Source organism: Acutalibacter sp. JLR.KK004, assembly GCF_036941085.1.
In the GTDB taxonomy this organism is placed as follows: domain Bacteria; phylum Bacillota; class Clostridia; order Oscillospirales; family Acutalibacteraceae; genus Acutalibacter.
Genome location: NZ_JAYMNQ010000001.1, coordinates 968,991 through 990,924 on the forward strand (window position 1 = coordinate 968,991; position 21,934 = coordinate 990,924).

A 21,934-nucleotide genomic window follows, 5' to 3' on the forward strand; every position below is an offset into this window, starting at 1 on the left:
AAATTACACAGATAACTGATTCGTTTTATCCCCGCTGTCATTGGCGGCGGGGATAAACATCAGTAAGGAGAGCCTTGCATATGGCAAAATGGTTGAAAAAAAATATGATCAATATATTTTTAGCCGTTGTGATTCTTGCAGGGCTTTGCTTACTGCTGTATCCCACTTTCAGCGACTGGTGGAACTCCCTGCACCAGTCCCGGGCCATCGCCTCCTATGTGGAGACGGTGGAAGGCATGTCCCAGGAGGAAATGGACGCCCTGCTGGAGGAGGCCCGGGCCTACAACGAACGGTTGTGGGACAAGGGCAACCGCTGGATCCCCTCCCCCCAGGAGGCGGAGGAGTACCGCAGTCTTTTAGATGTGTCGGGCACCGGCATTATGGGTTATGTAAACATACCTGTGATAGACGTGAGCCTGCCCATATACCATGGCACTGACGAGGCAGTTTTGCAGGTTGCCAGCGGCCACATTGAGGGTACCAGCCTGCCGGTAGGCGGGGCGGATACCCATGCCGCCATTTCCGGCCACAGGGGCCTGCCCTCTGCCAAGCTTTTCACCGATCTGGATAAGCTTTCCGAGGGCGACATCTTCACCGTCACAGTCCTGGGCCAGGTGCTTACATACCAAATTGTGCAAATCCGCATTGTCCTCCCGGAGGACACCTCGGAGATGGAGCTGTACCGGGGGGAGGATTACTGCACCCTGCAAACCTGCACCCCTTATGGCGTCAATACCCACCGCCTGCTTTTGCGGGGCAAGCGCATTGGCGACGTGAAGGAAGCGCTGATTGCGGCGGCAGAGGCTGTGCGGGTGCCCACCTATGTGGTGATTCCCGCTGTGGGCGTCCCCATGCTGTTCATCCTGCTTGCCATCCTGCTGATTTTCTATAAGCGCCGCCCCCGCCTGACAGCGGAGGATTTGCGGGATCCCTTTAAGCGCAAATAGCGGCGGCTTTCCCTAGCCTTTCAATCCCAAAGGAGGAATTTGCCCATGAAAAAGAAATGGATCCGGGCGGCTGGCGTCCTGGCGGCGGCCCTGTGCCTGCTGCTGGCCCTGCAAATGCTGGCAGGCGCCGCAGGGCCTTGCTCCCTTACCGTATACCCCTGCGACCCGGCTAAGTCGGAGGAGATGAAGGATTTGCTGGAGCCAGCCCCTGACGGAAGTTCTTCCCTGCTGGTTTTCGATTTATACAAGGTGGCGGACATGAGCCGTTCCCCCTCTTTTGATACCTACGATTTCACCCCCGCGGAGGATTTCCCGGAGGTGGAGATTCAGGACGACATCACCAGCGAGGGCTGGCGGGAAATTGCCCAGAATGCGGCGGAAAAAATTTTCTGGCAGGACGGCAAGCTGCGGGATGTGCTGGAGATGGAGCCGGTGAAAAGGGATATGCCCCTGGGCGGCGAAACCCAGTGTACAGGGCTGGAGCCTGGGGTCTACCTGGTGATTGCCCACAAGCTGGGGGAGGATTATAAGGATTATGTGACAGAAAAGGCCGGCAGCCTGGTTACCCAGTTCCAGGGCAGCCAGAACCTGTACACCTTCATCCCGGAGGTTATCACCCTGCCCAGCAAGGAGGCAGATGAGAACGGGGTCATCAATGCCGCTAATCCCGGCGAGTGGCTGGAGGACGTGACAATATACCTGAAGCCCGGCATAAACGATGCCCTGGGATCCATCACCATCACCAAAAACCTGCGCTCCTTTGCCGGAAAGGCCAACACCTTTGTGTTCCATGTGAAGGCCACCCGGGATGGCAAGCTGGTGTATGACAAGGTGGTTTCCCTGGACTTTACAGAGGCAGGCACAAAAACCCTCACCCTCACAGATTTGCCTGTAGGCTCTGTTGTGACGGTAGAGGAAATCTATTCAGGGGCAAGCTGCACGCTGGTGCCGGAGGGCTGCTCCAGCCCGGCGGATCCCACCGTGACCCTGGAGGAAATCCTGGAGTTTGTGTTTACAAACGATATGGACGGCCCCAACCAGGGCCATGGCATCCAGAACCATTTCACCTATGGGCCGGACGAGGAAGGCAAGCTGGGCTGGCACCTGACAAAATCTGAAATCAATGGGGGAGGGGAGACGTGATGAAAAAGGCTTCCATTTGCGCGGCCCTTTTGGCGGCGGTGCTGACTGTGTGCGCTTCCCTGCCGGCGGCGTGGGGATATTTCACTACCTATACCCAGGCAAAAGGCGGCTATCCCCTGTACCTGGGCCAGGAAACGGAAATCCACGAGGATTTTTCTGACTGGACTAAGCACGTTACCATTGAAAACACCTCCGAGCTGTCCCCTGTCTTTGTGCGGGCCAGAGGCTTTACAGACAGCAGCCACAGCCTTACCTACAGCGCCCCGGAGGGCGGCTGGCATGAGGAGGAGGGCTGGTGGTATTATGACACCATTTTGCAGCCTGGGGAAACCACCAAAACCCTGGATGTGAAGATAAGCTTCCCTGCTGGCGAGGAGCCGGAGGAGGGAGACGAGTTCAACGTGGTGGTAGTGTATGAATCCACCCTGGTGCTGTATGACGAGGACGGCAATCCTTACGCCGACTGGAGCAATGTGCTTACCAGCTATGAGGAGGGGGCCTGAGTATGAAAAACAGAAGGAGGAAAGCGCTGCCCATCGGCACCCTGCTGATGTTCATTGCCTCGGCGGCCCTGCTGCTCACCAGCAGCATTGGCAGTGCCCAGGCGGCGCTGACCTATTTTTCGGAAACCTATAAATCCCAGGTGGAGCTTTACAACATCGGCGTGACGCTGGTGGAAAACGGCCAGGACGTGGCCTACCGGAATTACGGCAATGAGGCTGACGGCAACTGGGAGGAGAGCGGCAGCGGGCTTTTGGGGAACATGCTGGCAGAAGGGGAAACCCTGAAGCTGGGCAAGGCGTATCCTGAGGAGCTGACTGTGCGCAACAGCGGGAAAATTGACGAATTTGTGCGGGTGAATATTTACCGGTACTGGGTGAAGGGCGAAAAAGAGGAAAAATGCCAGGAGCTTTCCCCAGAGCTTATCAAGCTGGAGCGGGCAAATGAGGATTTATGGATAGAGGACGAAACTGCCACCACAGCGGAACGGCTGGTACTGTATTATACAGAGCCGCTGGCTGCCGGGGAGGTTGCCCTGCCCTTCAGCAAAACCCTGACCATTGACGGCGGGGTGGCGAAATTTGTGACAAAGGAAACCCTGCAGGTGGACGGGAAAACCGTAACCCGCACCACCTATGATTATAACGGCGTGGAATTCCGCCTGGAAGTGGAAGCCAACGCCGTACAGACCCACAACGCTGAGGACGCGATTATCAGCGCCTGGGGCCGGGATGTGGATGTGCATCCCAATGGCAAGCCCCTGCGCCTGGGCTAAAGGAGGAGGGAAGGCATGAAGCGACTTGCAAAACCCATGCTGGCAGGGCTGCTCGCGGCCCTGTGCCTGTGGGCTTTCTGCCTGCCGGCTGGGGCCATAGACAGCCAGCAGGAGGAGAATTGGTACCTCACCTTTACAAAGGACAAGAAGATGTCCGGCAATTTTGATTCCGGAAGTATCAGCAAGCTTGTGCAGGGTATGCAGCCGGGGGATTCCAGCGATATTGTCATTAACCTGCGCAACGAGAGCAGCAAGGCCACCAACTGGTATATGCTCAACGAGGCCATCACCTCCCTGGAGGACGGCACTGTGGCAGAGGGCGGCGCCTATACCTACCGGCTCACCTATACAGACAGGGCCGGAAAGGTGAATGTCCTTTTTGACAGCGAAACAGTGGGCGGCGAAACAGACGGTGTAACCTCTGAAAAAGAGGGGCTGCACCAGGCCACCGATTCCATGGAGGACTTCTTCTATCTGGACACCCTGCAAACCGGGGATACAGCCAAGGTAGAACTGCATGTGGCGCTGGACGGGGAAACCCAGAACAACCTGTATCAGAACACCATCGCGGACGTGGAGATGGAGTTTGCGGTGGACGAGGTGAACGACAACAACACCAGCAGCCGCAACCAGGTTGTGAAAACCGGCGATGAAACCAACCTTTTGCCCTTATATGCCCTTATGGCGGCCAGCGGCGTCCTGCTGCTGATTATTGCCTGCTTCAGCGTGAAAAAGAAGCGGGAAAGCGGAGAGGAGGGCAGCCGGCATGAAAGGTAAATCCATTCTTTTCAGGCTTCTTTCTGTCCTGGGGGCTTTCTGCTTGGCCTGCGCCTGTACGCTCCCCGCTCTGGCGGCAAAGCCCCAGTATATCTATACGATCCGCGTTTTCGCCGGGCAGCAGGGGAAAATCAACGGGGGAAACATGATAACGGAGAAAAAGGCCGCGGGAGAGCGCGTGAACCTGCGGGATTATTCCGTTACCCTGGATAATGACAGCAAATATTATATAAAAGGCTTCCGGGAAAGCGGCAAAGGCACAGAGGAAGTGTTGGGTGTTGGCAACAGGCTTTCCACCTTCCTGGTGACAAGGGATCAGGACTATGTGGTGGCCTATGGCTTAAAGGGCGACATGGTGGAATACACTGTGAATTTCCAGGACGCCCAGGGCAACACCCTGGCCCCCAGCGAAACCTATATGGGCAACGTGGGGGATCGCCCTGTGGTGGCCTACCTTTATATAGAGGGCTATCAGCCCCAAAGCTATAACCTGACCAAAACCCTGTCATCCAACCCCATGGAAAATATCCTCACCTTTGTGTACACCCGGATAACCCAGCCCAGCACCACGCCGAGCGGCGGCGGTACAACGGTGATACCTCCTTCCGGCCCCGGGGCCACTGTCATCACCCCGGCAGACACGCCTGACACCGACGAGGATGAGGAGGCAGAGCCTTCCTCTGCCCCGGAAGAGGAGGAGTCTGAACCCTCCTCTGAGGCCCCTGCGGAAATCCCGGAGAATCCTGTGCCCGAGGCCCAGCCGGAAGAGCCGCCGGAGCTGATAGACATTGATGAAGGCGAGGTGCCTTTGGCCAATGCAGGCGAGGGCTTTAAGCCCTCCCAAATGGAGCTGCAGTCGGAAGGAAAGCTGTTCTGGCAAAATATCCCCCTGTGGACAAAGATTACAGCCGGGGTGCTGGTGCTGGGCGCCATTGCCACTGGCCTTTGGTTCCTGCTGTTTTTCCGGCGGGACAGGGAGGAAGTTTCCATGGAAGATGAACACCTATGAGTAAAAAAATAATTGCCCTGCTGTGCAATGTGCTGGGCACGCTGATATTGGTGCTGGTGATAGGCTTAAGCCTTGCCGCCACGCTTCCGCGCCTGCTGGGCTATGAGATTTACCACATTGTCACCGGCAGCATGGAGCCGGAAATCCCTGTGGGCAGTGTGATATATGTCTCCCCCGTCCCGGCCGAGGAAGTGGGGGAAGGGGAAATCATCGCCTTTTGGCGGGAGGACGCAGTGGTGGCACACCGGGTGCTGGAAAACAATATAATCGAGGGCCAGCTTGTCACCAAAGGGGATGCCAATGAGCAAAAGGACATCGACCCGGTAGCCTACAGGGAGCTGATAGGCCGGGTAGAGCGGCATTTCCCTTACCTGGGCGCCATGCTGGTGCTGTTTTCCACCACAGTGGGCAAAATATACGTGATATGCTTTGCCGCCTGCGGGGCCATGCTGAACATACTGGGAGGCAGGATACGCCAGCGGGCCAGGGAGAGCGGCGAAGCGGAGGATTACCGATAGAGAGCGTCCGGCGTGAAAAATAAAGGGAAGGAACGGTGCTGGGCGCAAAGGGCTGTTTTTCACAGCTTTTTGCGCAGGTTCCCTATGGCGGTACATAAAAAACAGAAGAAAGGAACGGTACCGGGCACAAGGGGCTGTTTTTTAAATGGCCTTTTGTGCGAAACCTGTATCGCATGGCGATGTATGGGGAGAAAGCTGAAATGGATTGCGGTGGCGGCTCTGCTGCTGGTGTTTGCAGGTTCAGGCGGGGCTGTGTTAGTGGCCCAGCAGCGGTATGCCAAAAGCCAGCAGGTATATGCCAAGGCCGCGGAGGAATTTACAACACAGGGAAAACAGGCGGATAGCGCCAAAACAGGCAGCGGGGGCCAGTCCCAGACAGATGGGGAAGGCCCCCTAACCCCGTTTACAGTGGATTTTGAAAAGCTTCAGGGGATAAACCCCCAGGTGGTGGGATGGATCTACTGCGAGGGTACTAAAATCAACTACCCGGTAGTGCAGGGGGACGACAACGAATATTACCTGCATTACAGCTATGAAAAGCTGGAGGACAACTGCGGGGCCATCTTTGCAGACGCCCAGACAGCCCCGGACTTTGCAGACTCCAACACAGTGCTGTATGGGCACAACATGAACGACGGATCTATGTTCGCGGGGCTGGAGCTTTGGCGGGAGCAGAGCTATTATGAAGAGCACCCTGTTATGTGGCTGCTCACCCCCGCCACAGACTATCGGGTGGTGCTGTTCAGCGGCCACACAGTGTCTGCCTATGGGGATGTATACTCCATTTTCCGGGCGCCCATGCCGGAGTTTACCCAGTATCTGGAGGAAAACCTGGCGCTGTCGGACTTTGACGCCCGGGTGGGCGAAATGGATCCCAACGGGCGCTATGTGGTGCTTTCCACCTGCGCTTACGATTTCGAGGAGGCCCGCTATGTGGTCCATGGCAAACTGGAGCCTGTAGGCCCTCACGGACGGGGGTGGTAACGTTCCATGGGACGGAAGATTGCAGGGCTTTTGGCCCTCCTTTTGCTGCTGAACCTGTGGGGGTGCGTCACCCAGGCCGGCATGGATCCGGAGCTGCCAGAGGAACCGGCTTCCCAGGAGGCTGATTCCCGCCCGGAGGAAAGCGCCCCAGAGGATTTCACCCCTTACCAGGCCCCGGCTTTTGCAGATTCCGCTTTCCACAGCGAACAGGCCCAGGGGGAAAGCGGGGTGCTGCTGGATCTTTCCGCCACAGCCCAGGGGTATGTGGGGGTTTCCGCCCAAGGGGAAGGCAGGCTGAAATTCCAGGTGCTGCAAGGGGAAACGACATACACGTACAACATCGGCTCTGACGGCACGCCTGCCATCCTGCCCCTGCAAAGCGGGGACGGGGACTATACCTTCCGGGTGATGCAGGAGGTGACAGAGGGCAAATACGCCAAGCTCTATGAGGCAAGCGCTTCTGTGGCCCTACAGGATCCCTTCCAGCCCTTCCTGCGGCCCAGCCAATATGTGCCCTATGGGGAAAACTCTGCCTGTGTGAAAAAGGCAGGGGAAATTGCCTCCGGGCAGGCAGACGCTTTAGGCGTGGTGGACGCAGTGCTGGGCTACATCTGCGAAAGCGTCACCTATGACAAGGAGCTTGCGAAAACGGTGGAGAAAACATATCTGCCGGATCCGGACAAAACCCTGGAAACCGGGACGGGCATTTGCTTTGACTATGCCAGCCTTGCGGCGGCCATGCTGCGCAGCCAGGGAATCCCCACGAAAATGGTGTTCGGCTATGTGCAGCCCGACGATTTATACCACGCCTGGAATATGTTCTACACCCAGGAAAGCGGGTGGGTTTCCGTACAGTATGAGGTGGAATCCAACACCTGGAACCGGCTGGATCCCACCTTCTCCGCAAACAGCCAGGAAAGCGGGTTTGTGGGGGACGGAACAAACTATACAGACGTTTATTACTACTGACAGGCCCCTGCCAGGCGAAGGAGGAAGTTATGGGAAAAAGAAAGCTGGACGCGCTGGGAATCAGCGCTTTTTGCGAAAGCATGGCGATGATGCTGCAGGCGGGCATCCAGACAGAGGAGGCTGTGCAGCTTTTGCGCCAGGAAAAGGAAAAGCCCGGCCCTCTGGAACAGGCCCTTGCCCTGGTGCAGGGAGAACTGGAGCAGGGGGGAAGCCTTTCCGGCGCGCTGGAAAAAACCGGGATTTTCCCGGCCTATGCCTGCAAAATGGTGGCGGCGGGAGAGTCCTCCGGCAGGCTGGAGGATGTGCTCTTCCGTTTAAGCCGGTATTACGCCGGGCAGAAAACCATGTCGGAAAAGCTGCGCAGCGCCGTAACCTACCCTGCCGCCATGCTGGTGCTGATTATCGTGGTGCTGGTGCTGATGCTCACTATGGTGCTGCCCGCCTTTACCCAGGTGTACGACAGGCTTACCGGAAGCCTGGCCCATTCCGCCTACAGCTATATACAGTGGGCCTATGGCTTCTGCTGGGCGGCTTTAGGGGTGATGGTGCTGCTGGCGGCTGCCCTGCTTATAGGGCTTACCCTGTGGAACAGCAAAAAGCGCCCCTTAATAGAGGGGCTGCTCTATAAAATCCCTGTTACGAGGGACATCCTGCAAGAGCTGGGCATGTACCGTTTCACCTGCGCTTTGGCCACCTTCCTGGCCAGCGGCGAGGTGCAGGACATCGCCGTGATGGAGAGCCTGAAAATGACGGAGTGCCAGCCTGTGGAGGAAAAGGTGAAAAAGTGCATCCTCCGGATGGAGGAGGGCCACAGCATGGCCCAGTCTGCTTTTGAGGAACAGCTTTTCCAGCCGGTTTACGGGCGGATGCTGCTGGCAGGAGAGCGCAGCGGCAGCCTGGAGCCGGTGCTGTGGCGGCTGGCAGAGCTTTTGGAGGAGCAGTGCGGCGCCCGGACAGACCGCCTGGTGGGCGTGGTGGATCCCCTGCTTTCCGGCGTGCTGCTGGTGACAGTGGGCATCTCCCTGTTAAGCGTTATGCTGCCCCTGCTGGGCATTATGAACTCCATCGGCTAGGGGGCGGGCTATGTACATAGATAAAAAAAGGCGGCGCTGGCCCCTTGTGCTGTGCGGGATTGCCCTGGCAGCAGTTCTGGCGCTGGTTTTCTGGCAGGGAAGGGGGCTTTCCCGTCAGGAGATGGAGGAAGAAGGGGCGCAGGCTGTGAAAAACGCTGTGCGGCAAAGCGCCATGCAGTGCTATGCGGTGGAGGGGGCCTATCCTCCCACACTGGAGCATTTGGAGGAAAACTATGGCCTGCAGATAAACCGGGAGGACTTTTACGTGGTGTATGATGTGTTCGCCGTAAACCTGCCCCCGGAGGTGACGGTGGTGCCACGTCCCCGGCAGGAAACGGGTTTCATTCCAAAATAGAATGATGAACAAACTGTTAAACATGGGAAAATTTGGCAAAAACCTGCTGCTTTGTAAACTACTTGTAATCTTTTGTAATCATTTATCATCTTTCAAAAACAGGCCGGAAGGGAGCTGGTACATGTGAAAAGGGGAAGCTTTTCCCAGGGGGTTTTCACCCTGGGCATAGCCGGATTGTTCCTGGCGGGATTTTTCCTGCTGGTCACCTTTGGGGCCGCCACCTACCGGGAAACAGTGGAGGGCCAGGGGGAGAACAACCGCACCCGGGCTTTGGTAAGCTATCTTTCCACCTGCCTGAAAGCAAACGACAGGGCAGGGGCGCTGTCCTGGGAAGCCTGCACAGAGCAGGATGGGCTGAACGGGGCGCTTTTGACCATTGCGGACGGAGACAGCGGCTATGCCCTGCGCATCTACCAGTGGGAGGGGCAGCTTTTGGAGGACTATGGCCCTGCGGACGGGCCTTTGCAGCCGGAGGACGCCCAGGTGCTGGGAGAGACGGCGCTTTTTGAGATTCAGGAAAGGGACGGGCTGGCCTACGTGGTGACAGACGGGGGGGAGGCGCCCCTGCGCCTGCGCAGCGGCCTTGTTTTGAGGTGTGGGAATGAATCGTAAACAGGGGATAACAGCTTTTTATATTGAGCTGCTGGTGCTCATCCTGGTGTTCCTGGGCGTTATACTCACCCTCACCCGGATTTTCGCCTTTGCCAAAGAGGAGAGCGGGCAAGCCCAGGTACTCACCCGGGCGGTGTGTCTGGCGGAAAACGCCGCCGAGCTGGTGGGGGCGGCCCAAAGCCCCCAGGAGCTGCTGGCCCTTTTGAACCAGGGGGACAATGCCCAGCAGGAGGCTGACGGCGGCGTGCGGGCCTGGTACAGCAGGGATATGCAGCCCCGCTGGGACGGGGATTTCTGTGTGGATGTGTCCTGGCAGGAGGAGGGCAGGCTGGTGGAAAGCGAAATTGCCGTATACTGGCAGAACGGGACAGAGCCTGTGTACACCCTGCGCACCGGGGCCTATAGAGGGGGTGACGGGGCATGAAGCATATACCTGTTCGTTTAGGGCCGCTGGCCCTGCTGCTCACGGTGGTGGCCATCTGCATGACAGTGCTGGGCCTGCTCACCTTTTCCACTGCCCGGGCGGATCTGGCTATGGCGCAGAAGCTGGCGGCCTCTACCCAGCAGCGGTATGAGCTGGAGGCAGAGGGCCAGGCATTTTTGCAGGAAGCGGCAGAGGCGGCTGGCAAAGAGTTTGTGACAAAGGCAACAGGCGGTGTATCATATAAAATCTATGGATTTACGCAGGAAGCCTTGTCTGCGCTGGGGATGGAGAAGGACGAAAACGGGGTTTATTGGAAAGAACTGAGCCATGACAGCCAGACGCTGCGGATTGGGCTGGACTTTGCGGATGCGGCGGATCATGAGGGGAAAGGCTTTACAGTGGTCTGCTGGCAGTTTTCCCGGGAGTGGCAGGCGCCGGAGGAGATTGGCGGCCTGTGGGCGGGAGAATAAGGCTGGCGCGGAATCTCCATGATTTAGGGAGTGTCTGAACCATGCATTTTATATCTACGGCGCAAGTCCATGGGGCTTTGCCCCACACCCCACAACCCCTTTTAAAAAAGGGGTTGATCCTAAAACTAATTTCTTGCATTTGTTAAATTCCATTTAAAACTCTGTGTTTCAGCCACTCCCATGATTTTGAGCGTATTTACAAAAAGACAGGCAGATGGTATAATAACCGCAGAGCGGTTATTATACTTGATTTTCAAATTGCCCCGCCCAGTTCTTCCCTTCGGTCAGACGGGCGACGGGCAGTACCAACGCGCTTTGCGCTTATGGTATAATAACCTGTGAGGTTATTATACCATTCTTTTTGCCCTGCGGAGGATCTCAAAGAGTTGGAGGAGGAAAGGATAAACACTATGGACATACAGGAGCTTTTAGAGAGGGCGTGTAACGAGCAGGCGTCAGACATCTTTCTGGTGGCGGGCCTGCCCATTACCTTGAAAATAAAGGGGCACCAGGAGCGCTGGGGGGAGGGCTTCTGCAAGCCTGCGGACACCCAGCGGTTTGTGGAGCAGATTTACACCGTTGCCAAGCGGGAGGACACCCACCTCTGCCGGGGTGAGGACGATGACTTCTCTTTTGCCATTGGAGGCCTGGGGCGCTTCCGGGTGAATGTGTTCCGGCAGCGGGGCACGCTGGCGGCTGTGATACGGCTTATTCAGTTCGGCCTGCCGGATCCGGCGGCTTTGGGTATCCCGGAGGAGGTGCTGTCCCTGGCGGAGAACCAGAAAGGGCTGGTGCTGGTTACCGGGGCGGTGGGTACAGGGAAATCCACCACCATTGCCTGCATGATTCAGCGCATTAACCAGGGCCGGGACTGCCACATCATCACCATGGAGGATCCCATTGAGTATATTTACCGCCATGAAAAGGCTATTGTCACCCAGCGGGAGATCTCCATCGACACTCCCGGCTACCCGGCGGCGCTGCGCTCTGCCCTGCGGGAAAGCCCGGACGTGATTTTGCTGGGAGAAATGCGGGATTACGACACCGTATCCGCCGCCATCACCGCTACGGAAACAGGGCTTTTGCTGTTCAGCACCCTGCATACCAGCAGCGTGGCCCACACCATCACCCGCATTATCGACGTGTTCCCGGCAAACCAGCAGCAACAGGTGAAAATCCAGCTTTCCCAGCTTCTCAAAGGCGTGGTGTGCCAGCAGTTGGTGCCCAGCGTGGACGGCGGGCTGATTCCGGTTTTTGAGATTATGAAGAGCACCAACGCCATCCAGAATATGATCCGGGAGGATAAGCTGCACCAGTTGGAATCTGTTCTCCAGTCCGGCGCTGCCGACGGCATGTGTACCATGGACGGCAGCCTGCTGAAGCTTTGCCGGGAAGGGCGGATAACCAAGGAAACCGCTTTGGTCTACTGCACCCACTATGAGGTGATGTCCAAGCGGCTGGCATAGCTGAGAAGCTACTTTCATAGGAAAATACCAAGGGGGAGGCTTTTTACAGCCTCCCCCTCAGTATAAATAAGGAAAGAAGAAAATGAAGTCTTTTAATCTGATTTAATCAAGGGCCTTTTCCAGGGTGTCCACCACAATTTGCAGCGCCTTAATGCGGGCATATTTTTTGTCTACAGACTCTAAGATATGCCAGGGCGCAAAGGTGGTGCTGGTTTTTTGCAGCATTTCGTCAATGGCCATTTCATATTCGTCCCATTTTTCCCGGTTGCGCCAGTCCTCATCTGTGATTTTCCACTGCTTCGAGGGGGTGTTCTGGCGGTCGGTGAAACGGGCCAACTGGGTGTCGGAATCAATATGCACCCAGAATTTCAGGATGACAGCGCCCCAGTTGTGAAGCTCCTGTTCAAACTCGTTCATCTCATAAAAGGCCCGCTGCCAGTCGTTTTCAGAGCAGAAGCCCTCCAGGCGCTCTACCATAACCCGGCCATACCAACTTCGGTCGAAAATGGCGATGTGGCCTGTTTTGGGCAGGCGCGTCCAGAAGCGCCACAGATAGTGCCGGGCTTTTTCCTTAGGCTCCGGGCTGGCGATGGGGTGTACCTCAAAGCCCCGGGGATCCAAAGCCCCGGTTACCCGCTTGATGTTGCCGCCCTTCCCGGCGGCGTCCCAGCCCTCGTATACCATGATGACAGGCACCCGCTTGCGGTACAGCCGGTTGTGGAGCATCCGCAGCTTTGCCTGGAGGCGGTCAAGCTCCGACTTATATTCTTCATCGCTGATGGTTTTGTCTAAAGGCACATCCTTCAGCTTAGGCATTTTCACTAAGGGGAAGGCGTTTTGCAGCAGGGGCACTGCCAGCTTGTCGTTGTGCAGGGCTGTTTCAATGCCCATGCACAGGGTTTCCATCACCTGCAGCTCCGCAAATTTTTTGTTCTTTGCTTCCACCAGATACCAGGGAGCGCTGGGGGTGTTGGTGTCGGTGAGATACCGGTCAAAGGCATCCTGGCAGTCTTCATAATGGCGGTTCTGCCATACATCCCGGCGGCCTACCCGCCAGGCAGTGTCTTTATCTTCCAGCAGGCCGTCAATGCGCTTTGCCTGCTCCTTTTTGTTTATGTTAAAGAAGAATTTCAGCACCAGATAGCCGTTGTCGGTGAGCTGCCGCTCGAACCGCTTTACGCTGTCCACCCGCTGGGCATACACCTCGTCGCTCATGCCGCCCTGGAGCCTGTCCTTCATAATTTCGTCCATCCAGCCGGAATCCAGGAATGTGAACTTTCCGGCCTCCGGGATTTTCTCAAAATAGCGGTACAGGAAAGGCAGGCGCTGCTCCTCCTCGGTGGGAGCGCCCATGGAGAACACCTTGAAAAAGCGGGGGTCAATATTGCGGATAACCCGGCCGATGGCGCTTCCCTTGCCGGCAGCGCCCCAGCCCTCAATGAGAACCAGCACAGGCAGCTTCCTGTCTTTAAGCTGCATCTGCTGGAGGGCAAGCTTTTCCTGGGCGGCCTTCAGGCGGGCCTTCAGCTCTTCTTTTTCCGGTTTTTCCGGGGGCATCCAGTTTTTGAGCATAACCAATACACCTCTTGGGGATTTGTTTTAGGTTGTTATCAGTATATCACAAATTTGTCTAAAAGTCACCCCCCCTGTTTTGAAAAATTTTAGAAATATTTTCGGAGGGCGAAAAGAAAAGGGCGGGAGGGGGTCCTGGTTGTGAATACAGGTTCTTATAGGGCAGCATAAAGAAAAGGAACCCAGGGCCTGTTGCAGGGAGCATCTCATCACAGCAGGCCCTTTTTTGCCTTCCATTCCAGGGTGCGCCGCACAGATTCCTCTATCCGCGTTAAGGGGATTTCCCCGCTTTTGGCGGCGGCTAAAAGAGCGTCATAGTCTGCTTTCCAGTCGGAGGTGAGCAGCAAATCGTTGCCTGCCAGAAAGGCTGTTACCGCCGGGGACTGGCGGTTTGTATACAGTTTGATGGCATCCATGGAAAGGTCGTCGGTCATGATGACCCCTTCAAAGCCCAGCTCCTCCCGCAAGATATCATGCACAGGCTTGGAGAGGGAGGCGGGCTTAGAAGGATCCATGCAGTTGATAATGTTGTGGGACACCAGCACGCTGGGGGCGCCAGCCTCTATGCCGGCTGCAAAGGGGAGAAAATCCTCCTCCTGGAACTGCTGGTAAGGCCGCTCGTCCACGGCAATGCCTGTATGGGTGTCCAGGTTATTGCCATAGCCAGGGAAGTGCTTCAGGGTGCTGGAAAGGTTCTGCTTCTCCATGGCTCCCACCAGTTCTGCTGTCACCTGGGCGGCTTCCTTTGCGGGAACGCCCAGGGTGCGGGCATAGATATAGTCCCCAGGGTTGGTGGAAATGTCGCACACCGGGGCCAGGTTCAGGTTCAGGCCCAAATCCAGCAGCAGCGCTGCCTTTTTCTCAGTGTCCTGCTTGATGCCTTCCACGCCTCCCTGCTGGTATACCTTCTGCGGAGAGGCAAAGGGGGCGCTTGCCAAATTCTTGTTGGAGCTTATCCGCACCACTGTGCCGCCTTCCTCGTCCACCCCCAGGAGCAGGGGCGTTTTTGAGGCCGACTGGCACTCTGAGAGCATGTTTTGCACCTGGGCTTTTGTTTTGCCGGAAAAGTCTTTGGCAAACAGGACGTAGCCTGCTGGGCTATACTGCTTTGTCCAAGTGTTTGCGTCCCAGTCCGGGAAACGAGGAAAGAAAAGCTGGCCCACCTTTTCTTCTAGTGTCATGGTGTAAAGCTTTTTGTCCATTTCCGTGGGCAGGGGCAGGGCCATAGGCGGGGCTGCCACCTGTTTTTTCAGCAGGACGCTTTGGGCGTTGCAGAAAATCTGGGCGGCTTGGGCGCGGGTGGCAGTGCCCTGGGGATCCAGGACGGTTTCCGAAAGGCCGCGGATCAGTTTTTTGCTGATGGCCCAGTCCATGGCGGTTTTAGCGTAGCTGGAGATTTTGTTGTAATCTGTAAAGCCTGCCGGGCTGCCGCTTACGGACATGTCGTTGCCTGCGGCTTCGGCAAAGCGGTACAGCAGCGCTGCCATCTGCTCCCGGGTGATGGGGCTGCGGGGGGCAAACTGGAAATTGCCCATGCCGGAGACGATGCCGAAGGAAGCGGCCCACTCCACATTTTTCGTATACCACTGCCCGGGGGCTGTGTCTGTAAAATGCTGCTGGGTAAAGCTGGAGGTGTCTGCCCCGGCTAAGTTTGCAAGAACTGTGACAAACATGGCCCTGTCCATTTGTCCGGAGGGGTTGAAGGAGCTGGCTGAAACACCTTGGAACAGCTTTTCCCCATAGGCGTATGACACGGCATCGTAGAACCAGTCGCCCTGCTTTACATCCTGAAAAGGCAGCAAAGCAGGCTCTGCCACTGCGGCAGCCTTTTGGGCGGCTGCAGAAAGCAGGAGGGTTAAAAACAGTGCAAGCAGTTTTTTCATAAAATTCCCCATAGCATATCATATTTATAACAATAGCATACCACAAAACAGAAGAACAATGCAAGCTTTGGAAAATATTGGGGAGTGTCCGAACACGCGGTTTATATCTACGGTGCACACCTATTGGAACTGCATTGCCTGTAACGCGTAAGAGGATGAAAACAGGCTAAATGCCCCCTGCCTAAAAAGACAGGGGGCATTTGATGGCTGGCTGGCGTTAGGGCGCGGGGGAGGCACTTTCTTCCAGCACAGGCTGTATTTCCATTTTGCCGGAAAGGGTGTGCAGGTGGATTTTCATCTCCCCCTGCCCATACACTGCCTGGCCCGACTTCCCGCCCAGGATCCCGCCTACAGGGAAGCCGCTGGAAAAGCTGCCGGACATGGAGTCAAAGTCTGCCCGGAAGCCCGGAGACTCTGGGAAGCCCTGGGGCAGCAGCAGGGTGAGGCGGCCTGAAAGGCTTTCCAGCCGGATCCGCTCTGTAAGCGGCTCTGTCTGCAGGGTGATTTTGCCGGAAACGCTTTTGGCCTGCAGGCTTTCCCCGTTGCCATACAGATGGATGGAGCCGGAAACTGTGTTGGCCTTCAGCCGCTGGCACCCAAAGCCATACAGGTCAACCTTTCCGGAAGTGGAGCCAGCGTCAATCAGCCCGGCCTGGAGGTTTTTCCCGTATACTCTGCCGGAAACAGAGGCCAGCTTCAGCTTTTCCGCCCGCAGGCCCAGGGCCTCTATCTGGCCCGAGGTGGTGCTCAGGGAGAAATCCTCTCCGTGAAGGTTTTCAGCCTGCACGCTGCCGGAAACATTTTCCACCTTGATTTTTTCCAGCCCCATGGCCGCGGGCACCTGCACCAGCAGGTATTTGGAAAGCCGCAGGCCCTTCCAGAAGCTTTTGTCTTTTGTCCAGCGGATGCGCATGGTACCCCCGTCTGTTACGGTAAGCTCTAACTGCTGGCTTTCCTGCAAAGGGTATTGGGCGTATTCCGTCACGTTTACCCACTGGCCTTCCCAGGGGACGATTTCTACCGGGCCGTTTACCCACTGGATGTCCAGCTTGCTGACCTGGGTGCTGCCGTCGGGGTAATGATAGGGAAGGGGCTGCTCGCCTTCGGGGATATCCTGCTGGTTTCCCCACCACACAGACACCCCGGGGATTTTCTGCACTGCGCCCTTGGCCCACTGCATCCCTTCCGCAATGGCGTCCATGGTTACGGCGGCTGTTTGGCTGAGCACCTGGCCCACTTCCCGGGCGGCCTCTTCCACTTCCCCCCAGATATCCCCTTCCGCCGGCTGGGGCGGCATTACCTCTGGCTCCGCAGGCCCGGGTCCGGCCTGGGGCTGCCCGGCAGGGCCGCCTGGATTTTCCCGCAGGCGGGCCATGGCGTCCTCAAAAGCACGGTCCACCCGCTCGTCCTCCAGGGCGTCTAACAGCCGCAGGGCATCCTCCTGGGAGATTTTTCCCTCTCCCACCATCTCTAAAATTCTGCGCTTCTCGCTGTCCATATCTGTCGCCGCCGGCGCAAGCCGGCTCCTCCCTTTCTTCAAAATATTATCAGGTCAGTTTTTCCCCCGCAGGCGGTTCAGCTCCTCCACGGCCTGCTCTACAGTCAGATCCCCCTGGGAGAGCCGGGAAAGCACGTCGGCTTTCTCCTCCTTCCGCCTGGCCTGCCGCTCCTGGGGAGATTCAAGCTGCAAAGCGCCCAGGGCTGCCTCCAGCATGTTCTTTACAGTGGGATAACTTACCCCCAGCTCCTTTTCCACCTCTTTAATGGATCCGCGGCACCGCAGGAAGGTTTCAATAAAAGAGAGGTGCTTTTCCTCTAAGGCGCAGAACCTGCAGGGGGAAAAGCGCCCGGTAAGCTCAGAGCCGCAGCAGGTACACTGTAGCCGGGTTACCTCCATAGTCTGTCCGCACACCGGGCATTTTGCCGGCGCGTGGTATTGCTCTCTGCCCATTTTCATCACCATGCGGTACAAAGCAGCCCTCCCCTGCCCGGTACCGTCCCTTTCTTTTGCGTTTTCTACAGTATACGCTGTGAATTTAATTTTGTCAATAATAAAATCAATTTTTTTAATAAAACTGCTTGATTTTTTTAATTTACACATAGAGCTGGCCCTGGGCGCAAAAAAGAACCGCAAGGGCTGTTTGTGTCCCTGCGGTTCCTGTGATATTTGTTTATAGCTCTGCTTTATGCCAGAAGGGCGCGGCTGTTGTAGAAGATCTGGGCAACCTCGGCCCGGCTGGCTGTGCCGCCGGGATTCAGCTTCCCGCCGCTGCCATTGAGTACGCCGTGGGAGACGGCCCATTCCATAGCTTCCTGTGCCCAGGAGGAAATTTTTCCCTGATCGGAAAAACCGGAAAGGGCGCCGGGGCGGATGGAGACATCCTTTCCATACTTCACCGCATAGCTATAGAGGATTTTTGCCGCCTGCTCCCGTGTTATTTTGCCGTCAGGCCCAAAGCGGCCGCCGCCCTCCCCGCTGACAATGCCGTTTTCAGAGGCCCAGGCCACGGCCTTCTCGTAATACCTGCCTTTGGGCACATCTGTAAAGGCGCAGGCGCTTTGAGGCGCAGGCTCTCCTGCCAGGCGGTGGAGCACTGTGACCAGCATGCCCCGCTCCATCCTGCCCTCAGGGCCGAACTCCGTCCCGCTTACGCCGCTGAAAAGCTTTTCCCCATAGGCCCACTTGACGGCCTCCCGGCCCCAATGGCTGTTGATGTCTGTAAAGGGAGTGCCAGGATAGGGCGTGTCGCCCAGGAAATGGATGGCGGCGTTTTTCAGGCCGTCTACCCCAGGGGCGAAGCTTGCGTTAGGCGCCTTGTCTATGGCGTCCCACTGGGCGCGGGTGCCTTCAAAATAGACGTCCGCAATCCCGCTTTGGGCAAAAGCGCCATGATCAATTTTCCTGACGCCGGCGGGAATGGTAATGCTTTTCAGTTTCCTGGTTTCCATAAAAGCAAAAGGCCCTATTTCCCGCAGGGACTGGGGCAGGCTTACACTGGATATGGAATTGCCGCCGTTGGCGAGAAAGCTGTCACCCAAGCGGGTGATACCCTCTTTCACAGCGACAGTGCGGGATTTCATCAGGACGGACATATACGTGCACTTGCCTGCCGCCGAGCTGGACCAGCGGTAATCCCCGGTGGAGCCGGAGCCTGTGAAGGTTAGGGTGCGGGCGGAGCTGTCATATGCCCAACGGGTGCTGCCGCCCGCTGACCCTGTGGAAACAGCGGCCTGTGCGAAAACGGGCAGGCTGCAGAGCAGCGCCGCTGCCAGCGCCAGGGACAGGATGCGGGTAGGTGCTTTCTTTTTCATCCCGATATTCTCCTCCTACAACGCAGAAAATAAATTCTGCTTTTTAGGGCTTATTTGAAAATAGAGAAAGTGCCGGATTTTTAAGACAAAACAAGGTGGTTTTCAAGGCGGAAACCGCAAGACAGGCTGTCGCCTGTCGAGGATTTCCAACACAGGAAACGCCTGTTTTGGACAAAAAGACGGTGTTTGCGATTTTTCAAACAAGCCCTAGATAAGCATACCGCTTTTCCCGGGAATACGCAAGGAAAAATATAGCAGAATTGCCTATCGGACGCAGGCTTTCTGCCGATTTATAAAAAAACAGGGCAGGTTTGTCACAATCTGCTTTGCTGGAACGTATAGAGGGCAGAAGGGAGGGAAGCGTGTGGAAGAGGAAAAACGGCAGCGGGACGAGGAGATGGTGGCCCGGCAGGGGCCGCGGGTCTACAGGCTGGCCTTTGCCCAACTGCGCAGCAAAGCGGACGCGGAGGACGTATTCCAGGAGGTGTTTTTGCGGTATGTGGAGAAGGAGCCTGCTTTTGAAAGCCAGGAGCACGAGAAGGCCTGGTTTTTGCGGGTCACCCTGAACTGCTGCCGGAACGTATGGCGTGCCCCCTGGCACAAACGGCACGTGCCCTTGGATGAAAGCCTGCCTTTTGAAACCAGGGATCAGTGGGGGCTGCACCAGGAGCTTTTAAAGCTGCCGCCTAAATACCGGGTGGTGCTGCACCTGTTTTACTGGGAGGATCTGCCTGCGGCGGAGATAGGCAGGATAACCGGGGCAAAGCCTGCCGCGGTGCGCCAGCGGCTTAAACGGGCCAGGGCCATGATGAAGGAGATACTGGAAGAGGAGGGTTTACAGAATGTTTAAGCAGACATACGATTCCATGAACGAGCGGCTGGCTCCGGAAAGCCGGCTGGTAGAGGACACCCTGCGCCGCATGGCGGACAGGCGCAGGGGCGTCCGCTGGGTGGGGCCTGTAAAGCCCCGGCGGTTTGCCACGGCCGCGCTGGCACTGGTGCTGGTGCTGTGCATTTCCCTGACGGCGGCCGCGGCGGCTGTGCCCGGCTTCCGGAACATGCTTTTAGAGGCGGGGAAGGGGCTTTTGGGCGCGCCTGCCCTGGCCCGGGAGGAAGGGGACGGCCTGTGCCTGGAGGTGCTGGGCACCACCAACACAGAGGACGCCCTGTCCGTTTATTTCACCCTTCAGGACAAGGAGAAGGAAAACCGCTTAAGCGGGAACATGGATGTTATCGCCCGGCTGAAGCTCAACAAGGAATTCCCCAAGGTGGATAACGAGCTGCTGGACGGGGCCATGTGGTATAACCGGGTGCTGCATTACGACGCAGAAACCCAGACCGCCCTGTGCCGCATGGATTTCGACACCAACGACACCTATGACGTGGAGGGCGCCCAGGTGAAGCTGAGCCTTCTGGCTGTCACGAAAATTCTCCAGCAGGAGGATTATATTCCCCTGGATGTGAGCGGGGCCTGGACAAACCCGAAAATACTTCCTGTGTATGCGCAATATATATACGGCAGCGCCAATATGGAAGAGCCTTCCGGTGTGCGCGTGTGCAACAGCAAGGGCGCGGAGGATTTTGCCGTGGAAGAATTCCGGAAACAGGGGGCAGACCTTTTGCCGGAGCCTGTGGAGGAAACGGGAGACACTGACTATAAAGACGGCAGGCTGTGGTCGGCGCTGAAGCCTGTGGAGGGGGAGGCCCTGTTTGCGGGCAGCGGGCTGAAAATAACCGGGATAGGCTTTGTAAACGGGAAATTCTGCGTGCAGGTGCGACTGCCCGGGCGGACAGAGGGCACGCCCTACACCCAGTGCGGCATTGTCTGCGCAAAGGCGGGGGAAGGGCAAAAGACCGCTGAAAAAATCCGGGCTTTACAGGAGGAAAACCCTGGCAGCAAGGAGCTTTCTGATTGCCTTATGTTCAAATCCGCCAGTTCCAGCTTCTTTGAGCTGGACGAAGCAGGCAGGCCCATTGCGTGGCCCTCCTGTTTTGGCCCCAAGTATGAGGAGTTTTACTTTGAGATTTCCCCGGAGGAACTGGATGAATATGAGTTCTTTGCCATGACCCACACCTCCCAGCAGGCGGAGGAGGAGATCCAGGCGGAATTCCCCCTGGGAGAGGAGCTGCCCGGCAATATGGCCGTGTACGGCCCCATGCAGGTGGGGGATGTGCGGGTGGATAAGCTGGAGATTACCCCCTGGGGCGTGTTCCTCAGCGGGCCGGAGGCTGACGGGGCAAATTATAAAGGCATCGGCGGGGTGGACAGCCTGGAGCTGGTGTGCGGGGATACGGCAGTCCCCTTCCAGCGGCAGGAAAACAGCGGGCATTTCCAGCCTGCCTGGGCCCAGGATGGAACGGGCGAAGTGAAGGAATATTACACCCTGGGTTCGGTGGAATTTGCCCCTGCCGGCGGGCAAAGGGTCCAGGAGGCCTCTGCCCTGCGGATAAACGGCGCGGAAATCCCCCTGGCCGCCGGGAGCCTGTGGGACACGGCGGGGTATGAAGCGCTTTGGGAGCAGTGGGTACACATTACTGGTGTGAAGGCCACTCAGGAAGGGGTATGCCTGCGGGGCAGCCGGGAGCTTTATGACTCTGTGCAGTCTGTTTCCCTGGTGTGCGGGGAGGAAAAGCTTGCCTGCACATATGATGTCAGCGCAGGGACTTCCGGCTCTGACACAGAGGAGCACTGGTATCAGCCGGAGCGGGAATTTGATGCGCAGAACGTGACGGCTGTGGAGATAAACGGGGTGGAAATCCCCAAAGCCTCCTTCCTGCCCTCCTGCGGCTATGAGGCCTTATGGCAGGCGGGGCTGGATATCAGCGAAATTGCCATTATAGATGGCGGCGGCCTGCGGATTTCCGGATGCGATATCCATGATGAGAAAATTGAAACCGTGGAAATTCTGTGCAGCAGGAAGGTGGTGGCCTGCGAGGTTGAAACCGACGGCATACGCGTCAGTTCCGGTTATGCCTGGGACAAGGAATGGGAGGCTGCGGAGGAGCTTCACCGCAAGCAGAGCGCGATTTTCAGCACAGAGGTGCCTGTGAAGCTTTCCGACGTGCTGGGGGTGCGGATTAACAACATCGTGATAACGGCGGAAGGCATAGGCAGATCAAAATACTGAGTGATTTGCCCCATGC

At 57.1% G+C, this 21,934-nt stretch carries 22 protein-coding genes; 17 read left to right on the forward strand and 5 right to left on the reverse strand.

Annotated features, from left to right (window positions below):
* The first annotated feature begins 80 nt into the window (after window positions 1-80).
* From VSQ30_RS05530 to VSQ30_RS05600, 15 genes are all read left to right on the forward strand, one after another.
* Window positions 81-947 carry a class C sortase gene (locus VSQ30_RS05530; protein ID WP_160642682.1) on the forward strand — a complete coding sequence of 289 codons (867 nt, stop codon included), beginning with the start codon at window positions 81-83 and terminating at the stop codon, window positions 945-947.
* A gap of 45 nt (window positions 948-992) precedes the next feature.
* Window positions 993-2,090, forward strand: coding sequence for a hypothetical protein (locus VSQ30_RS05535; RefSeq protein WP_334462596.1), 1,098 nt, complete (start codon window positions 993-995; stop codon window positions 2,088-2,090).
* Window positions 2,090-2,593 carry a hypothetical protein gene (locus VSQ30_RS05540; RefSeq protein ID WP_334462598.1) on the forward strand — a complete coding sequence of 168 codons (504 nt, stop codon included), beginning with the start codon at window positions 2,090-2,092 and terminating at the stop codon, window positions 2,591-2,593. Before VSQ30_RS05535 ends, VSQ30_RS05540 begins: the two co-directional genes overlap by 1 nt.
* A 2-nt stretch (window positions 2,594-2,595) precedes the next feature.
* Window positions 2,596-3,366 (forward strand): hypothetical protein, encoded by a 771-nt coding sequence (locus tag VSQ30_RS05545; RefSeq protein ID WP_160642685.1) that lies wholly within the window; start codon window positions 2,596-2,598, stop codon window positions 3,364-3,366.
* Between the two features lie 15 nt (window positions 3,367-3,381).
* Window positions 3,382-4,143, forward strand: coding sequence for a hypothetical protein (locus tag VSQ30_RS05550; RefSeq protein WP_334462601.1), 762 nt, complete (start codon window positions 3,382-3,384; stop codon window positions 4,141-4,143).
* Window positions 4,133-5,152: a MucBP domain-containing protein gene (locus tag VSQ30_RS05555; protein ID WP_160642687.1), complete on the forward strand. Its 1,020-nt coding sequence runs from the start codon at window positions 4,133-4,135 to the stop codon at window positions 5,150-5,152. Before VSQ30_RS05550 ends, VSQ30_RS05555 begins: the two co-directional genes overlap by 11 nt.
* Window positions 5,149-5,670: a signal peptidase I gene (locus VSQ30_RS05560; RefSeq protein ID WP_160642688.1), complete on the forward strand. Its 522-nt coding sequence runs from the start codon at window positions 5,149-5,151 to the stop codon at window positions 5,668-5,670. Before VSQ30_RS05555 ends, VSQ30_RS05560 begins: the two co-directional genes overlap by 4 nt.
* A 183-nt stretch (window positions 5,671-5,853) precedes the next feature.
* Window positions 5,854-6,654 (forward strand): class B sortase, encoded by an 801-nt coding sequence (srtB, locus tag VSQ30_RS05565; RefSeq protein WP_334462607.1) that lies wholly within the window; start codon window positions 5,854-5,856, stop codon window positions 6,652-6,654.
* Between the two features lie 6 nt (window positions 6,655-6,660).
* A complete protein-coding gene (locus VSQ30_RS05570) occupies window positions 6,661-7,623 on the forward strand; it encodes a transglutaminase family protein (protein ID WP_334462609.1) in 963 nt (320 codons plus the stop codon).
* A 29-nt stretch (window positions 7,624-7,652) separates the two neighbouring features.
* Window positions 7,653-8,696 carry a type II secretion system F family protein gene (locus VSQ30_RS05575; RefSeq protein ID WP_334462610.1) on the forward strand — a complete coding sequence of 348 codons (1,044 nt, stop codon included), beginning with the start codon at window positions 7,653-7,655 and terminating at the stop codon, window positions 8,694-8,696.
* 10 nt (window positions 8,697-8,706) lie between these two features.
* Window positions 8,707-9,051 (forward strand): hypothetical protein, encoded by a 345-nt coding sequence (locus VSQ30_RS05580; RefSeq protein WP_334462611.1) that lies wholly within the window; start codon window positions 8,707-8,709, stop codon window positions 9,049-9,051.
* A gap of 123 nt (window positions 9,052-9,174) precedes the next feature.
* Complete coding sequence (locus VSQ30_RS05585) at window positions 9,175-9,663, forward strand: DUF4860 domain-containing protein (protein ID WP_334462613.1); 489 nt, start codon at window positions 9,175-9,177, stop codon at window positions 9,661-9,663.
* Window positions 9,653-10,087 carry a type IV pilus modification PilV family protein gene (locus VSQ30_RS05590; RefSeq protein ID WP_334462615.1) on the forward strand — a complete coding sequence of 145 codons (435 nt, stop codon included), beginning with the start codon at window positions 9,653-9,655 and terminating at the stop codon, window positions 10,085-10,087. Before VSQ30_RS05585 ends, VSQ30_RS05590 begins: the two co-directional genes overlap by 11 nt.
* On the forward strand, window positions 10,084-10,557 hold the full coding sequence (locus tag VSQ30_RS05595; protein ID WP_334462616.1) for a hypothetical protein: 474 nt from the start codon (window positions 10,084-10,086) through the stop codon (window positions 10,555-10,557). Before VSQ30_RS05590 ends, VSQ30_RS05595 begins: the two co-directional genes overlap by 4 nt.
* 410 nt (window positions 10,558-10,967) lie before the next feature.
* Window positions 10,968-12,023 (forward strand): type IV pilus twitching motility protein PilT, encoded by a 1,056-nt coding sequence (locus VSQ30_RS05600; RefSeq protein WP_334462617.1) that lies wholly within the window; start codon window positions 10,968-10,970, stop codon window positions 12,021-12,023.
* A 102-nt stretch (window positions 12,024-12,125) separates the two neighbouring features.
* Here the strand turns inward: VSQ30_RS05600 and pap are convergent, their stop codons facing one another.
* The 5 genes from pap to VSQ30_RS05625 form a co-directional block, all read right to left on the reverse strand.
* Window positions 12,126-13,595, reverse strand: a complete 1,470-nt coding sequence (pap, locus tag VSQ30_RS05605) for a polyphosphate:AMP phosphotransferase (RefSeq protein WP_334462618.1) — start codon at window positions 13,593-13,595, stop codon at window positions 12,126-12,128.
* Window positions 13,596-13,804: 209 nt separating this feature from the next.
* Window positions 13,805-15,478, reverse strand: coding sequence for a glycoside hydrolase family 3 N-terminal domain-containing protein (locus VSQ30_RS05610; protein ID WP_334462620.1), 1,674 nt, complete (start codon window positions 15,476-15,478; stop codon window positions 13,805-13,807).
* 217 nt (window positions 15,479-15,695) lie between these two features.
* On the reverse strand, window positions 15,696-16,976 hold the full coding sequence (locus tag VSQ30_RS05615) for a DUF4097 family beta strand repeat-containing protein (RefSeq protein ID WP_160642699.1): 1,281 nt from the start codon (window positions 16,974-16,976) through the stop codon (window positions 15,696-15,698).
* Window positions 16,977-17,030: 54 nt separating this feature from the next.
* Window positions 17,031-17,441 carry a DUF2089 domain-containing protein gene (locus VSQ30_RS05620; RefSeq protein ID WP_237076256.1) on the reverse strand — a complete coding sequence of 137 codons (411 nt, stop codon included), beginning with the start codon at window positions 17,439-17,441 and terminating at the stop codon, window positions 17,031-17,033.
* A gap of 221 nt (window positions 17,442-17,662) precedes the next feature.
* A complete protein-coding gene (locus tag VSQ30_RS05625; protein WP_334462622.1) occupies window positions 17,663-18,790 on the reverse strand; it encodes an S-layer homology domain-containing protein in 1,128 nt (375 codons plus the stop codon).
* A gap of 364 nt (window positions 18,791-19,154) precedes the next feature.
* On the opposite strand from VSQ30_RS05625, the gene VSQ30_RS05630 reads away from it, so the two are divergent.
* Window positions 19,155-19,640, forward strand: coding sequence for an RNA polymerase sigma factor (locus VSQ30_RS05630; protein ID WP_334462623.1), 486 nt, complete (start codon window positions 19,155-19,157; stop codon window positions 19,638-19,640).
* Complete coding sequence (locus VSQ30_RS05635) at window positions 19,633-21,918, forward strand: hypothetical protein (RefSeq protein ID WP_334462624.1); 2,286 nt, start codon at window positions 19,633-19,635, stop codon at window positions 21,916-21,918. Before VSQ30_RS05630 ends, VSQ30_RS05635 begins: the two co-directional genes overlap by 8 nt.
* The last annotated feature ends 16 nt before the right edge of the window (window positions 21,919-21,934 follow it).

Excerpts from the sequence above, each read along its gene's own strand:
- VSQ30_RS05555 (WP_160642687.1), top strand. The coding sequence starts at position 4,133 with ATGAAAGGTAAATCCATTCTTTTCAGGCTTCTTTCTGTCCTGGGGGCT.
- VSQ30_RS05560 (WP_160642688.1), top strand. The coding sequence starts at position 5,149 with ATGAGTAAAAAAATAATTGCCCTGCTGTGCAATGTGCTGGGCACGCTG.
- VSQ30_RS05590 (WP_334462615.1), top strand. The coding sequence starts at position 9,653 with ATGAATCGTAAACAGGGGATAACAGCTTTTTATATTGAGCTGCTGGTG.
- VSQ30_RS05535 (WP_334462596.1), top strand. The coding sequence starts at position 993 with ATGAAAAAGAAATGGATCCGGGCGGCTGGCGTCCTGGCGGCGGCCCTG.
- srtB (WP_334462607.1), top strand. The coding sequence starts at position 5,854 with ATGGGGAGAAAGCTGAAATGGATTGCGGTGGCGGCTCTGCTGCTGGTG.
- VSQ30_RS05610 (WP_334462620.1), bottom strand. The coding sequence starts at position 15,478 with ATGAAAAAACTGCTTGCACTGTTTTTAACCCTCCTGCTTTCTGCAGCC.
- VSQ30_RS05600 (WP_334462617.1), top strand. The coding sequence starts at position 10,968 with ATGGACATACAGGAGCTTTTAGAGAGGGCGTGTAACGAGCAGGCGTCA.
- VSQ30_RS05570 (WP_334462609.1), top strand. The coding sequence starts at position 6,661 with ATGGGACGGAAGATTGCAGGGCTTTTGGCCCTCCTTTTGCTGCTGAAC.
- VSQ30_RS05625 (WP_334462622.1), bottom strand. The coding sequence starts at position 18,790 with ATGAAAAAGAAAGCACCTACCCGCATCCTGTCCCTGGCGCTGGCAGCG.
- VSQ30_RS05545 (WP_160642685.1), top strand. The coding sequence starts at position 2,596 with ATGAAAAACAGAAGGAGGAAAGCGCTGCCCATCGGCACCCTGCTGATG.
- pap (WP_334462618.1), bottom strand. The coding sequence starts at position 13,595 with ATGCTCAAAAACTGGATGCCCCCGGAAAAACCGGAAAAAGAAGAGCTG.
- VSQ30_RS05550 (WP_334462601.1), top strand. The coding sequence starts at position 3,382 with ATGAAGCGACTTGCAAAACCCATGCTGGCAGGGCTGCTCGCGGCCCTG.
- VSQ30_RS05575 (WP_334462610.1), top strand. The coding sequence starts at position 7,653 with ATGGGAAAAAGAAAGCTGGACGCGCTGGGAATCAGCGCTTTTTGCGAA.
- VSQ30_RS05620 (WP_237076256.1), bottom strand. The coding sequence starts at position 17,441 with ATGGTGATGAAAATGGGCAGAGAGCAATACCACGCGCCGGCAAAATGC.
- VSQ30_RS05615 (WP_160642699.1), bottom strand. The coding sequence starts at position 16,976 with ATGGACAGCGAGAAGCGCAGAATTTTAGAGATGGTGGGAGAGGGAAAA.
- VSQ30_RS05580 (WP_334462611.1), top strand. The coding sequence starts at position 8,707 with ATGTACATAGATAAAAAAAGGCGGCGCTGGCCCCTTGTGCTGTGCGGG.
- VSQ30_RS05595 (WP_334462616.1), top strand. The coding sequence starts at position 10,084 with ATGAAGCATATACCTGTTCGTTTAGGGCCGCTGGCCCTGCTGCTCACG.
- VSQ30_RS05540 (WP_334462598.1), top strand. The coding sequence starts at position 2,090 with ATGAAAAAGGCTTCCATTTGCGCGGCCCTTTTGGCGGCGGTGCTGACT.
- VSQ30_RS05530 (WP_160642682.1), top strand. The coding sequence starts at position 81 with ATGGCAAAATGGTTGAAAAAAAATATGATCAATATATTTTTAGCCGTT.
- VSQ30_RS05635 (WP_334462624.1), top strand. The coding sequence starts at position 19,633 with ATGTTTAAGCAGACATACGATTCCATGAACGAGCGGCTGGCTCCGGAA.